This is a genomic window from Roseburia faecis, assembly GCF_001406815.1.
Classification (GTDB): Bacteria; Bacillota; Clostridia; order Lachnospirales; family Lachnospiraceae; genus Roseburia; species Roseburia faecis.
Genome location: NZ_CVRR01000017.1, coordinates 14,495 through 28,111, shown reverse-complemented (window position 1 = coordinate 28,111; position 13,617 = coordinate 14,495). Strand labels below are relative to the sequence as shown.

The window sequence follows — 13,617 nt, the reverse complement described above, 5'->3', positions numbered from 1 at the left end:
TTAAAATCATGCTATGCTCAATTCTGTTTCTATTTTGATTCAAGTTTGCGAACGAGCATCGCGAGTTTCGCAATTACCTATTTGATTTTTTAATGCTTTGAATATAATAATCGTTCTAAAATGAAAACCAGTAACACCCTTAAACTATCCTTATTTTTGTAAAATTTCAATTTTTTTTACACCAAACGACATTTAAAGCTCTTTTTTGGTCATTGTGTGTCATAGATTTAATAATAATTGGAAGTTGCACTCCTGCTGTCATTTGTATTCCAACACACATACTGATAATCAGATTATGATATCCCTGTATAAATAAAATGATACATAACATGTCTAATGTGCACACCAAACCAATTACGATTTTTTTATATCTGTATTTCTCTGCTTCATCCAGCCTCCTGCTTTCATGATCCATAGGACTGAATTTGATTAAACTGACTGATGCAATAACAGTGACAAACAATAACTTCCAATCACATTTTATTTGCATGGAAAATTTGATACACAAAAACAGAAGTAAAATGGAGCCGATTGCACAATGAGAAAATGTCTTTGCATGATATCCGCCACTATATTTTCGAAGAATCATAAAAGGGACTACAAGTGCAATTCCACTTTTTATGCTCCCAAGAATAAAACCAATTCCCACAGCGAACAATAATGGCAATATCAACAACCCCACACTGTATAATGCATATCCATACAGTTCTTTTTCTTTCTCATTAATTACCTTTTGCCTGATCATCCAATCAACCACTGTCTCTGTGTATCTTTTCATAATTACATTCTCCTGTACTTTCTTAATCCTTCGGGTGCTTTAGGCTGATACAAAAGACAACAGGATGTACTGTTTGCTTCTGTGCGCAATACCATATCCAGTGCCGTCTTCACACCTTTTGCCATAGATTCCTTTATTTGCTTTTTCATGTTTTTCCTATTTTCGACCAAAACTGACATAAACCTGTCTTTTCATACACATATTTTTGTATTAAATTTTTCAAAGTGATATAATATATAGAAATTATTTTAATAGGAAGACGGATGAACCATGCGTATTTTAATCTGTGATGACGATCCTCTGATGGTCGAACAATTACATAATTATATTCAATTCTATTTTGAACATCACCATATCAAATGCCCGGAAATCGTATCTTTTTCCTGTGGAGAAGATTTACTTGCCGACAACGGTGAGAAAGATCTTGTTTTTCTGGATATCGAAATGCCTGGTGTAAACGGTATTTATGTAGGAAATGAATTAAAAAAGCAAAACAAAAACATTCTCATTTTTGTGGTAACCTCATACGCGGAATATCTGGATGATGCCATGCGTTTTCATGTATTTCGTTATCTTTCCAAACCACTTGATCTCAGCCGTTTTTTTCGGAATATGAAAGATGCTCTGGTTTATTTTAATGCCATAACTGTCAAAATTCCGATTGAAACCAAACAAATGACCTATATTTTTCCTGCCTCACAAATTATTGCAGTAGAAGCACAGGGACGAAAGGTCATTGTTCATACCACCTCTCAGAATTTTGTTTCTGTTCAGAATATGAATTACTGGGCAGAACTGCTTCCCAAAAACTGTTTTTTCCAGACACACCGCAGCTTCATCGTTAATTTTAAGCATGTAACTGATTTTGACCATACAACGGTGCATCTGACCGACCAACAGCTCACTGCCTATCTGACGCGAAGAAAATACAGTGCATTTAAAAATGCTTATTTTTTATATCTTGAAAGTACGAGGTAAAACACATGGAACATATTCTAATCTTATTTTTCAGTTTTTTTATTGAGTCTATGATCACATGGCTGTATACTGGAAATCTTTTTCTTTCCAAACGTTCTGCCCTCTCACGGGTTCTGATGCTTGGTACCTTATATTTTCTCCTGTTTTTGTTTTCTTTATTGCAGCAGCCGTATCTGAATCTGCTCCTTTTTTGTGTGGCAAACATCCTTTTTCTTTTTATACAATTTAAACTTACACTCCCACTGGCATTTTTTCATGCCCTTATACTGACTGCAATTATGGCGATGTCAGAACTGGCTCCTACTGGTCTCATTGTAAAATTATTCCCTCATTTTCCCGGGGCGGACGCTCTTGGTCTTGTCTTTTACGGCATCATCAGCAAAGGGATGTTTTTTTCCATCGTGTATATTTTAACGGCTTTTTTAAAATCAAAAAGCACAAAACAGGAAACCTTTGACCGTTCGTGTCTATTCCTGCTATTAATCCCAATTTCTTCGATTTTTGTGATGTTTACTTTTTTAGTCATTGAAGAGACAATTTCTTTGGTTTTTCCGGCTACAATTATGGTAACGTTCTGTGCTGTTTTGCTTCTATTAAGCAACCTGCTGGTGTTTGGAATTGATCAGTACAATCAGAAAAAAAGTCGTGAATTTACAGAAATGCAATTGATGCTTCAAAAAGAAGCAGATACTGCAGAATATTATGAAATGCTGTTGTCTCAATATGAGAACCAGAATATTCTCATTCATGATTTAAAAAAACATTTACAATCCATTGAACTTTTAAACGAAAAAGGAAAAAATGAAAAAATAACTGCCTATATTCAAAGTCTTATGAACGGTTCTGACTTAAAGGAAACCTCCCGTATCTGTGACGATGCAATGCTGAATGCAATTCTCAGTCGTTATCAGCGGCAATGTAAAGAAAAAGGTATTGATTTTCACGCGGACATCCGAAGCAACGCGTTTGTACATCTGCACCAGAATGACCTGACTTCTCTTTTCTGCAATTTACTGGACAATGCAGTAGAAGCGGCAGAGCACATTCCTGATTCTTTTATCGAACTTACAGCACAAAAAAAAGAAAACCTGCCTTTTGTTGTGCTTGTTTTGATCAACTCCTGCCGAATCATGCCCAAATGTGATCCCGATGGTTATCCGATTTCAAATAAACCGGATAAAACCAGACACGGCTTTGGAATTAAAAGTATCCGAAAAGTAGTGAAACAATATCAGGGGGACATGCAAATGTACTATGATACGGATTCCGCTACTTTTCACACAATCATAACCTTAAAACAATAATCAGACTTCTTTTAGAGCAGCTTCCGCAGCCCCTTCGGGTAGTGATTCTTCATCACAGAACCTGCAAGTTTGCCCCAGCCGAGACTGTATCCATCTACCGTGATCAGATACCAGCCCTTCTCCCCTTCTGCCGGAAACGTCTGCCCGGCCAGATACGCGCGTGCTTCATCCACAGACAGATTCCAGCTGTGGCATGCTTCCTGCGGAGAAATTGCAAGCGCCAGTGCGTGTGCCGGTTCCAGCCGGTTCTTTTTAACTGTGCCAAGATGCAGGCCCGGACGCAGCACATGCAGCCGTCTGGTTGCCGGCATATGTTCCGGCATCAGATACAGCTGCTCTCCAAAAAGAAGCAACCTCCCGGCATCATCTGCCGGTATCTTTCCAAGAAACTCCTGTAATCCTGCAAGATACGCTTTTGCTTCTCCCTTTGCTAGCGGTTTTTCTTCTCCATTCGCACAATATCCCCGGTAATTTTCCGAAACGGTTCCCTCTTTTTCCAGAACCGCAACGAAATGTCCCTCTCCGTGCAGATGATGCGGAAATAACCGGATCGTATCTCCTATCTCCGCTGCCGGATGTTTTGTCCATGCCGCTACACCGTCTGCCATTCCCGGATATTTTTTCACCGGCACAATATGAAACTGCGGATGCTGTTCCAGAAAACGGCTGATCGTTCCCTCGTTTTCCTCCGGTGCAAAGGTACAGGTAGAGTAAACCATACGTCCTCCCGGCCGAAGCATGGAGGCCGCACATGCAAGAATTTCCTGCTGCCGCGCCGCACAGATCTGAACATTCTCAGGACTCCACTCCTCACATGCCTGTTCATTTTTGCGAAACATTCCTTCCCCGGAACACGGGGCATCTACCATGATCCGGTCAAAATATTCCGTAAACATTCCCGCAAGTGTCTGCGGACTCTCGTTTGTCACCATCACATTTTTTACACCCATCCGTTCCATGTTCTCGGAAAGAATCTTTGCCCGCGCCGGATGAATCTCATTGCTGACAAGGAGCCCTTTCCCCTGCATCGCTGCCGCAATCTGTGTACTTTTGCCCCCCGGTGCCGCACATAAATCCAGAACTTTTTCGCCCGGCTGCGCATCCAGATATGCAGCCGGTGCCATGGCACTCGGCTCCTGAATATAGTACACGCCCGCCTCGTGATACGGATGTTTTCCCGGCTGATCTTCCTTTTCGTAATAAAACCCGTTCGCTTCCCATGGCACCGGCTGCAGGTGAAAGGAAGTTTCCTCAGCAAACCGATTCCGGTCAGTTTTTGACGGATTGATCCGCAGTGCCTGATAACGCGCATCTTCGTAACTGTTTAGAAATGCCGGGTATTCTTCCTCCAGCATTTGTTTCATTCGATCTAAAAAAAGTTGTGGAAGCATATCATTTCTCCTAAATTTCTCCTAAAGTTTTCCAAAAAAACTTGGCAAAATATCCAACAAATAGTAAAATATAAACATGATACAACGAAAGTACATGAGAACAAGACAATTAAAACCGGGCATGAAGCTCGATCATCCGGTCGTTGACCGTCTGGGACGTAATCTCGTTGCCAGAGGTGCCGAACTGGATGATTATATGATTGATTCCCTGTTGAAACTGGGTATTATGTCTGTTTACATCCAGGAGGGGGAAGAAGAGGAAAATCCTGAACAGATTCCTACTTCTCCGGAAGCAGAAAAAAATATCGAACGGCTCCGTACCGAAGACCGCGCAAAAGTTACCCTTTCTGCCAGTATCCGTGAACGTGTGTCTACCGGTATCCAGTTTATCTACAACAATACGACCTCCGAGGAAATGGTTGCCACCACAGAGAGCATTGCCGATGACCTGATGCGTTCCATTAAAAGCAATGATGCCATCGCAATTGATATCTCCACGCTCAAAACCAGTGACGAATACACCTTCAAACACAGCGTGGATGTAGCAACCATTTCCATGATCGTTGCCAAGCAGCAGGGACTCTCTCCCGAAGAAGTACGGGAAATCGGTGTCTGTGGTTTGCTGCACGACATTGGAAAAACCAAAATTCCAAATGCTATCTTAAACAAACCGGGCAAACTTGATGATGATGAATTTGCCATTATGCGGCAGCACTCGACATACAGTTACAACATGATCAAGGATCGTCCGGAATTTTCTCCGGCTGTCTGCCTTGGTGTTTTGCAACACCATGAAAAGATCAATGGAAGCGGATACCCGATGGGTGTGTCCGCAGAGAAAATCTGCCCCTATGCCAAGATTCTGTCCGTATCGGATATCTATGATGCCCTGGTTACCGAACGCCCCTATAAAAAAGCCTATTCCCAGAGAGATGCCGTGGAAATGATTATGTCCATGACCATGGAACTCGACATAACTGCCATGAAAAGCTTCCTTGAAAGCATGATTCTATATCCGGTAGACAGCATCGTGGAACTGAGTAACGGCGAACAGGCGCGTGTGGTCAAAAATATTCCGCACTATATTCTCCGTCCTGTGGTTGTCGGGCTTACCAGCGGTAACGTTTACAACCTTGGAGAAGATATCAATTGTGCCAATATCATCATTCTTTAAACAACAGGGAACAGCTTTCGCTGTTCCTTTTTTATTGTGTTACCTCTTCACTTTCAAAAGGCTGTGCCGTCTCCGGCAGAAACGCATCGTAAATATCCACATGATCATAGATACAGCGCCAGCTGCTGGTGGACCCTGCAGTCACACAGATATACTCTTTTCCATCCGGTGTCTGTGCCATACTTGCCGCACAGCTTCCGGACTGATTCACAAAGCCTGTCTTTGCCCCGATAATTTCACTGTGTGTATCCTTATCTTCAATTCTCCGCAAAAACCAGTTGGATATTGTAATCCCATCCGGATGTGGTTTGGATTTTGATGTCGTATAGGTTCGCGTTCCAAGAACTTCCCTGCACAGATCATTGTCCATTGCGGCTTTTAAAATCATTGCCATATCATATGGTGTACTGTAATGGTCATCATTGTATATACCGACACAGTTGGTAAAATGTGTGGTCTCCGACAATCCCATTTTTTCCAGTTCCTGATTCATCATATCCACAAATGCTTCCTGTGAACCGGCCACATAAGTTGCCAGAGAAACCGCAGAATCTGCCCCTGATGGCAAAATGGTTCCATAAAACAGATCCCTTACCGTTACCTGCTCATCCACTTCATATCCGGTATTGCTACAGTCATTACTATAACTGAAATCTGTGGCATCAATACTGATGGTAACCAGCTCGTCCAGCTGCTCTGGCTTAATATTTTCCGCTGCTACCAGCACGGTAAAGATTTTGGTCATAGATGCTGGAATCATACGTTTCAATGCATCTTTTCCAGCCAGAATCGTTCCGGCATCCACATCAATGAGAATTCCCTGCTTGCTGACAACGGACTTCGGAAGCGATTTTGTCTCTGCGGTCTCCGTAGCGGAATAATCAAATACTTCCTCTGTTTCCGTCGGTATTTCCGATGCCTGCTCCTGCTGCGTCGGCTCAATCATCTTTGGATCTTTTTTGTTCTTTCCCTTTTTCCCCGGCACAACTGCCAATACCAGAACAACTGCTAAAATTACAACTGCTGCAACGGCTATGTACCATCTGTTTTTTCGTTTCTGCATTTTCTTATCTCCTGTCCTGCCTGAATTGCTCTTATGTATCATAGCACTTTCCGGCTATAAATTGCAATCCATCAGATACAAACGAGACGCAAAATCCGGAAAATACCGTACGTTCTCATCATATCCGGTGCCTCCGAATGCCGGGTGCAAATGTACACCTCCATACATCAGGGCATCCCCGTATGCACAGAAATCCTCCGTTTCCCCATCCATCTTTACAAATTTTGCCAGCAGATGATGTGTCACGGAATCCGGGCGGATATGTACCGGAGCAACCGTGTTGACCAGATCCCCAAACTCCAGAATACTGTACGTTAACGCGCGGTTGGTAAAATGGTACCGTTTCTCTTTTGCAAGTCCTTTGGGATAATACGCATGAAACTGTGTATTCGGTTCCGCAAGTTTCTGCATCAGCATGCCGACTGCCTGTGTCTGATCTTCTGAAACACAGGTCCATTCTGTGAGATTTCCGTCAGCAAATGTCCGCCCACGATAAAATGTGCCCTGCTGCAATACACTACGCCACTTCCTGTACAGTGCAATCTGGGTTCTGATCTCCTCAAGTTCCTCTCTGGTACAGTCACAGAAATTACATTCATACCCCAGCACTGCGAATGCGGCAACTGCAAAGCGGGTCGTAAGCGGTGTCCGGCGCAGCGTCTGATGGTTCGGACACGCAGATACATGTGCACTCACCGTCGAGAGCGGATACCCGTAACTGTAATTTGTCTGTATGTCCGCCCTGCAACAGGCATCTGTGTCATCGCTTCCCCAGATCTGCGGAAAATAGCACAAAATGCCGGGATCAAAACGGTTTCCGCCTGCTGCACACCCTTCAAATAAAATTTCCGGAAAACGACGGGTCAGTTCCTCCATGCACCGGTACAGTCCCAGAACATAACGATGTGCCACCTCTCCCTGCTGTGCGGCCGGCAGGCTCTGTGAATAATAATCGGAAAACGTCCGGTTCATATCCCACTTCACATAAGAAACCGGTGCCGAAGAAAAGACCTTTGTCATACTGGCAATGATATACTCCTGCACTTCTCTCCTGCCAAGATCCAGAATTCTCTGGTTTCGTCCTTCTGCATGCGGTTTTCCGGGAACTTCAATGGTCCAGTCCGGATGCTTCCGGTAAAGGTCACTGTCCACACTGACCATCTCCGGCTCTACCCAGATTCCAAAAGAAAGCTCCAGATCTGTAATTTTTTTTGCTAGGCGCGATAAGCCGCCAGGCAGTTTTTTTGTATTCGGCACCCAGTCTCCCAATGAAGAAGTGTCATCGTTTCGTCTGCCAAACCAGCCGTCATCCACCACAAACAATTCGATTCCGGCATCTTTTCCCGCCTTTGCCAGCTTTAAGAGCCTGCTCTCACTGATATCAAAATAGCAGGCCTCCCAGCTGTTTAAAAGTACCGGGCGCGGCCTGTTTTTCCAATATCCGCGCACGATATGCTCCCGGATAAACGCATGCATCCGCCGGCTCATGCCTCCCCATCCATCCGGCGCATAGGTCATAAAGGCCTCCGGTGCCTGAAACTGTGCTCCCGGCTCCAGTTTCCACGAAAATTCCCGTGGATTGATCCCCGTAAGAAGCCGGAGTTTTCCAAAACTGCTGACCTCCGCAGTCTCACAGTGATTTCCACTGTAGATCAGATGAAATCCGTAACAGTCTCCCTGATCTTCTCCCGTTTTCGGACGGCTCAGCATCACAAACGAATTTGCCCGGCTCGACGTGGTTCCGGTAAAAGAATCATTGACAATTCTGCCACCGGTCAGCGTCTGGTCACAGCGGTGCATCTCCCGCGCCCATGCGCCGCGAAATGTCGTAAAAATATAATCACTGTCATCAAAATCCAGCTGCAGACTCATCAGACGCGTAAGCTGTACATCCTGACTGCTGGCATTGACGATCTTCGCACTCCGTCCGATCACATCTGCTGCCTCGTAGACATAGTAGTAGAGCAACAGCTTCAGATCATACTGCCGGTCCACCATTGTCACACACAGCTGCTGCACTTCTCCCACACTTCCATAGGAACCCGGAAGTCCATCCAGCGCATCTTTTTCCCCGGTAATAACGGCATCTTCATAGCGGAAATCCAGAGTCTTTGCCCCATCATAAAGAATGGCCTCAACAAACGGCTCACGGATATCGCCCTTTCCGTACGAAGACATTTCCAGCCGCACATCCTCCAGCGAAAAACCGGCATGCTCTTTTTCACAGATATTCACATTTCCCGGTGCAAACACATGCTTTTCCACCAGAATTTCAAGATCATCCGGATGCTCGATATGAATAGTTCTCCCGTAATACAGATGCTCCGGATGTCCCCCCGGCAGAATGGAAAATGCATATGTTGTATGTGCCGTATCCAGTACGAATGCCTGTCCAATTTTACGAATCATGGCTGTCATCCTTTCTTTTAGCAGTTCTCCTGATTTTTAATTGCTGCATTAATCTCCTGCAGCTTTTTCTCTGTCAAAATATATTTTTTCCGAAATACCAATACCGCGATGAAAAGACCGATCATCGGAATTCCCGCCATCGTCAGCCGCAGTCCCAGCACCGAAGAATCCGCTGCACGCGCAACAACCGCCGCACTTGTATCCTGCTTGAGGTTACAGAGAGACAGACAGATCGCTGCGATCAGCACGGCAACTCCCGAAGCCAGTTTCACAACAAACGTCTGCATGGAAAAAATCACACTTTCATCACGGCGGTGATTTTTCATTTCCCCATAATCTACCGTATTTGCCAGAAATACCGTGGTAAGCACAGTCAGCATGCCAAATGCCGCAAAAATCAAAAAGCCCGGCACCACCAGGGCTCCAAGCACAGTATGACCGCCAATCATCAGCACAAGCAGAATCGCATACCCTGCGATTGCCATTCCAAAGCTCAGGTAGAACACACGGATACTGCTCATAAACTTCCGCAGCAGCGGAAACAATACCATCATGGACAAAATCTGTACCGCTCCGCCAAATGTACTGAAAAGTGTATAGCTGTTATACCAGCTCTCCCCACTCACATCATACTTGAAAAAATACAACAGCAGATTGGACGTAATATACAAAGAGCAGTTAATCAGTACAATGGTGATGACAACCGTCATTGCCTGATCGTTGTGAATCAGCGCCGAAAACATCTGCCGTACGGTCGGTGTTTCCATATGAACCGTGGATTTTTCCCGGATCGTCAGACAGGTGATCGTAATAAACAGCACAAACAATACCGCAACAATAAGTGCAAACCAGCGGAAACCCGTGCGCTCATTTCCCTGTCCCAGCATATACACACATTTCATCGTAATAATCGTAACGAGAGCGGAACCGACACCCGAACAGGAACGCGCCATAGTTGTTAAATTTTCGCGCTCTTTTCCGCCTTCTGTAAATGCCGGAATCATCGACCAGAAAGGAATGTCCATCATGGTATAGGTGACTCCCCACACAACATAAGTAATGGCTGCATATGCCACAATCCCACTTCCATTCCATGCCGGCGGTGCGGCAAACATCAGATACAGCACGATCGCATTGCACAGGGTTCCAACCAGAAGCCATGGACGGAATTTTCCCCAGCGTGTTCTGGTTTTTGCAACAATTACTCCCATAATCGGATCGTTAAATGCATCAAACACCCGCGCTGCCATGAGAATAATTCCCATTGCCATCGCACTTACTCCTAGAACATCCTGGTAATAATACAGAATATAGCTCGCCGAAAGCATATATACCATATCTTTTCCGACAGCCCCCAGGCCGAATGCCGTTTTTTCTTTTGCTGATAATTTCATTGTATTTCCCCCTTACTCTTCCCGTGCCACCTGAAAATGTTCACAGATTTTCCCCGTCTGCGCATTTTCAATTATCAAAATTCCTTCTCCGGCCTGTCCGGTCGTCTTTACATAAGTACCACCCATACCTCCCTGTAAACATATGGTCTTGGGACCGATCAGTTCCAGAACACCTTTCACTTCAAACTGCACCGGTTCATTGAAAAAACCCAGCACATTTCCATTTTCATCCAGCGCCCGGATACGAACCGCCGCCATATCATAGGTTCTGCCTTCGGTCAGGTTATGTGCACTTACCTTCACCTCCAGATGTGCCTGCTGCATCGGCTCCTTGATCACGGTCTTTACCACTTTTCCGTCCCTGACAGCCTCAAACTTATAGACCGTGGAAGTCGTCCCCCAGTCCCCGACATAACGTGTGTAAAGCGCAACCGCATCCTTTGGTTTCATGTGATAGCAGACCATCAGCCGCAATGCCAGAAGGTAGAACTTTGCCGGAAGATTGTTCAGCCCGTAATACGCCGTCATGTTAAGCAACTGCCCCATCAGTCTGGCCTGTTTCGGTTTCATCGGCTCATTCTCGGCAATCGCATTTCCGATAAAGTCATTCACAGGAATCGGTCCATGCGCCAGTGCACGATATGGGGAGTCCTCCCGATGATACTCTTTGATCAATTTGCCGTTTTTGAACATCCGCACAGCATCCGCATTTGTAATCATCCAGTTTCCGCTGCGATTTCCGCCCGGATGCTCTCCGATATCCATCGAAGAACTCAGTTCTAAAACCGGTGTATCTTCCTGCTGACTGCTATACACCGCCGCCGCAAGTTTCGGGTTGCGGAACATATCCATCACGCCATGGTAACAGATCCGGTCACCGCTGCCAAAATCCTTGTGCGTATTATAGTCAAACATACACCAGCCAAAACTGCCTGCAATATCCGGCTCCTGTGCCACCGCATTTAATACATTTGCATGACGGATTGCATGCTCCGTCCGGTGTTCCTCATCGTCAAACGGCTTGGTCGGAAACATATGCCCGTTATACTCACTGATCAGATACGGTTTTTTCATATCCGGTGTAACTTTTCGTTTCGGATTACACCCCGGATGTCTGCCATCGTGAAGAAAATCGTTGTACGTATAAACATCCTCCAGAAGATGGCTTTTCTTTAGCATCCGCACTCCGCCGGTTGCCCGCGTATCGTCCAGTTCATGTGCCACCCGGTTTGTTTCCCTGTAAAAAACATCGTCATCCTGCGACTCATTAATCCGCACACCCCAGAGAATAATGGAAGGATGATTGCGGTACTGCACGATCATTTCCTTTAAATTCTGCACCGCCTGCCGCTTCCATTCTTCATCCCCGATGTGCTGCCACCCCGGAAACTCGGTAAACACAAGCAGACCAATTTCATCACAACGACGGATAAAATCCTGCGACTGCGGATAATGGGAAGTGCGCACAGCATTCACGCCAAGTTCTTTTTTGAGAATATCGGCATCGAAAATCTGCATGGATGCCGGCGCTGCATATCCCACATACGGATAACTCTGATGACGGTTTAACCCTCGAAGCCGCAGTTTCTTTCCGTTCAGATAAAAACCATCTTTTCGGAATCCGGCCTCCCGAAACCCTGTGATATCCACACGCGCATCTATCATTTCCCCATTTTTCCACAAACTCGTACGGATTTCATACAAATATGGATTTTCCGGTTCCCACAAACGGATCTCCTGCACTGGAAAAACGGTTTGCACATTTGTCTGTTTTACCGGCTTTTTTCCCAGGGGACTATATGCACCCTCGCCTTTTTTGCGGATTTCCTGCTGCAACGTTATCCCATCCGAAATATTCTGTACCGTAATCTCTGTAGTCACCTGCAGAGGATGTATCTGTGGCTTGACAAATACATCTGCAAGATGTGTCTTATTTCTCACCTGCACATAAACCTCACGATACATCCCGCCAAAAGTCATGTAATCTATGGCATATCCGAACGGCGGAATATTCAAATTTTCCCGGCTGTCGACACGCACCGCAAGTACATTGTCCTCCCCATATTTCAGGTATTTTGCAATTTCCACAAAAAATGCCGTATAACCGCAATGGTGCGCTTTCACTTCTGTCCCATTGACATAAACAACCGCATCATGCGCCACTCCCTCAAAGGTCAGTTCCACACTTTTCCCCTGCCACGCTTCCGGCGCCATAAAATGTCTGCGATATCCACACAGCATCTGATACGCATGCTCATCAAAGTAATGATACGGAAGCTCTTTGCAGGTATGCGGCAGCCGCACATCCTCCATCTCATTTTCCGGATATACTGCCTCTTTCATGGCTTCTTCCCATGTTTCGGCAAATTTCCAGTCATTGTTCCAATACAACCTCTCCATGCTTCTTTATGCTCCCCTTTCGTTTTACCTCTCCGAAGCAATTCCATACATCAGAATCCCGACAACCTCCTGCAATGCCTGCGCATAAGTAATTTCATTCTGCAGCAGGATATCGCGCTGGAAAAACTGCTCTAACGATGCTTCCAGCATCATCTTTAAAATCGGAATCCGGACCGGACGAATCACACCTTCCTGCATGCCCTGTTCCAACAGGGCAATGGTCGTTTCCCAGCCTGTTTCGAGCCGTACTTCCACCTGATGATAAATCTCCGGATATTTTTCTTTTAACTGATATAACTGTCGAAAATCCACATCCTGATAACATTCCGGCATCACACCAAGGATTGTGTGAATCTTTTGCAGGGTGTCCATCTCCGGATTCTCTACGATCTTCTGCTCACTGTCCTTGATCCGGTCAAACAAATAGTCCACCGTTTCCAGAAACAAAGCCTCCTTATCACGAAACACCTGATAAATCGTTTTTTTACTGATCCCTAAAATCTTTGCAATATCATCCATCGTAAATTTCAAACCCTTTTGATTGAATGCCTGCAAAGTTCCCTGCATAATGTTCTCTTTCAGTTCTTTATTCATTCTTTTCATCCTTTCTGCCGGAAGGAAACTATTTTCTTCATTTCAGTTTCCATTATAGTAGCATGTTCTCTCTCTTCCTTCAAGAAACTAAATGTCCAAAAATCGTTTCCGATTTTTGGGCACATTTTTTAC

12 protein-coding genes are annotated in these 13,617 nt (G+C 45.0%); 3 read left to right on the top strand and 9 right to left on the bottom strand.

Going from position 1 to position 13,617, the window contains the following annotated elements; translation table 11 throughout:
• Nucleotides 1-166: 166 nt before the first annotated feature.
• Nucleotides 167-778, bottom strand: coding sequence for an accessory gene regulator ArgB-like protein (locus M72_RS06965; protein ID WP_055067706.1), 612 nt, complete (start codon nt 776-778; stop codon nt 167-169).
• 2 nt (nt 779-780) lie between these two features.
• Nucleotides 781-927, bottom strand: a complete 147-nt coding sequence (locus M72_RS06960) for a cyclic lactone autoinducer peptide (protein WP_055067705.1) — start codon at nt 925-927, stop codon at nt 781-783.
• Between the two features lie 121 nt (nt 928-1,048).
• Here M72_RS06960 and M72_RS06955 point away from each other — a divergent pair, with 121 nt between their 5' ends.
• A complete protein-coding gene (locus tag M72_RS06955; RefSeq protein ID WP_055067704.1) occupies nt 1,049-1,756 on the top strand; it encodes a LytR/AlgR family response regulator transcription factor in 708 nt (235 codons plus the stop codon).
• Nucleotides 1,757-1,810: 54 nt separating this feature from the next.
• Here M72_RS06955 and M72_RS17605 read toward each other — a convergent pair whose 3' ends face one another.
• Nucleotides 1,811-1,957: a hypothetical protein gene (locus tag M72_RS17605; RefSeq protein WP_261291799.1), complete on the bottom strand. Its 147-nt coding sequence runs from the start codon at nt 1,955-1,957 to the stop codon at nt 1,811-1,813.
• Nucleotides 1,958-2,040: 83 nt separating this feature from the next.
• Here M72_RS17605 and M72_RS06950 point away from each other — a divergent pair, with 83 nt between their 5' ends.
• A complete protein-coding gene (locus M72_RS06950; protein ID WP_243130417.1) occupies nt 2,041-3,060 on the top strand; it encodes a sensor histidine kinase in 1,020 nt (339 codons plus the stop codon).
• An 11-nt stretch (nt 3,061-3,071) separates the two neighbouring features.
• Here M72_RS06950 and M72_RS06945 read toward each other — a convergent pair whose 3' ends face one another.
• A complete protein-coding gene (locus M72_RS06945) occupies nt 3,072-4,451 on the bottom strand; it encodes an RsmF rRNA methyltransferase first C-terminal domain-containing protein (protein ID WP_055067702.1) in 1,380 nt (459 codons plus the stop codon).
• Nucleotides 4,452-4,545: 94 nt separating this feature from the next.
• Here M72_RS06945 and M72_RS06940 point away from each other — a divergent pair, with 94 nt between their 5' ends.
• Nucleotides 4,546-5,625 carry an HD-GYP domain-containing protein gene (locus tag M72_RS06940; protein WP_261291798.1) on the top strand — a complete coding sequence of 360 codons (1,080 nt, stop codon included), beginning with the start codon at nt 4,546-4,548 and terminating at the stop codon, nt 5,623-5,625.
• Between the two features lie 31 nt (nt 5,626-5,656).
• Here the strand turns inward: M72_RS06940 and M72_RS06935 are convergent, their stop codons facing one another.
• The 5 genes from M72_RS06935 to M72_RS06915 are packed head-to-tail and all read right to left on the bottom strand — an operon-like array spanning nt 5,657 to nt 13,494.
• On the bottom strand, nt 5,657-6,688 hold the full coding sequence (locus M72_RS06935) for a D-alanyl-D-alanine carboxypeptidase family protein (protein WP_055067700.1): 1,032 nt from the start codon (nt 6,686-6,688) through the stop codon (nt 5,657-5,659).
• Between the two features lie 54 nt (nt 6,689-6,742).
• Nucleotides 6,743-9,097 (bottom strand): alpha-galactosidase, encoded by a 2,355-nt coding sequence (locus M72_RS06930; RefSeq protein ID WP_055067710.1) that lies wholly within the window; start codon nt 9,095-9,097, stop codon nt 6,743-6,745.
• 17 nt (nt 9,098-9,114) lie between these two features.
• The gene (locus M72_RS06925) at nt 9,115-10,491 is read right to left on the bottom strand and encodes a glycoside-pentoside-hexuronide (GPH):cation symporter (RefSeq protein WP_055067699.1); all 1,377 of its coding nucleotides are present in this window, start codon (nt 10,489-10,491) and stop codon (nt 9,115-9,117) included.
• A 12-nt stretch (nt 10,492-10,503) separates the two neighbouring features.
• Nucleotides 10,504-12,891 carry a glycoside hydrolase family 2 protein gene (locus tag M72_RS06920; protein ID WP_055067698.1) on the bottom strand — a complete coding sequence of 796 codons (2,388 nt, stop codon included), beginning with the start codon at nt 12,889-12,891 and terminating at the stop codon, nt 10,504-10,506.
• 24 nt (nt 12,892-12,915) lie between these two features.
• Nucleotides 12,916-13,494 carry a TetR/AcrR family transcriptional regulator gene (locus M72_RS06915; RefSeq protein ID WP_261291797.1) on the bottom strand — a complete coding sequence of 193 codons (579 nt, stop codon included), beginning with the start codon at nt 13,492-13,494 and terminating at the stop codon, nt 12,916-12,918.
• Between the last annotated feature and the right edge of the window lie 123 nt (nt 13,495-13,617).

Coding starts and splice junctions, on each gene's coding strand:
- M72_RS06965 (WP_055067706.1), bottom strand. CDS start 778: ATGAAAAGATACACAGAGACAGTGGTTGATTGGATGATCAGGCAAAAG.
- M72_RS06960 (WP_055067705.1), bottom strand. CDS start 927: ATGAAAAAGCAAATAAAGGAATCTATGGCAAAAGGTGTGAAGACGGCA.
- M72_RS06955 (WP_055067704.1), top strand. CDS start 1,049: ATGCGTATTTTAATCTGTGATGACGATCCTCTGATGGTCGAACAATTA.
- M72_RS06950 (WP_243130417.1), top strand. CDS start 2,041: ATGTCAGAACTGGCTCCTACTGGTCTCATTGTAAAATTATTCCCTCAT.
- M72_RS06945 (WP_055067702.1), bottom strand. CDS start 4,451: ATGCTTCCACAACTTTTTTTAGATCGAATGAAACAAATGCTGGAGGAA.
- M72_RS06940 (WP_261291798.1), top strand. CDS start 4,546: ATGAGAACAAGACAATTAAAACCGGGCATGAAGCTCGATCATCCGGTC.
- M72_RS06935 (WP_055067700.1), bottom strand. CDS start 6,688: ATGCAGAAACGAAAAAACAGATGGTACATAGCCGTTGCAGCAGTTGTA.
- M72_RS06930 (WP_055067710.1), bottom strand. CDS start 9,097: ATGATTCGTAAAATTGGACAGGCATTCGTACTGGATACGGCACATACA.
- M72_RS06925 (WP_055067699.1), bottom strand. CDS start 10,491: ATGAAATTATCAGCAAAAGAAAAAACGGCATTCGGCCTGGGGGCTGTC.
- M72_RS06920 (WP_055067698.1), bottom strand. CDS start 12,891: ATGGAGAGGTTGTATTGGAACAATGACTGGAAATTTGCCGAAACATGG.
- M72_RS06915 (WP_261291797.1), bottom strand. CDS start 13,494: ATGAAAAGAATGAATAAAGAACTGAAAGAGAACATTATGCAGGGAACT.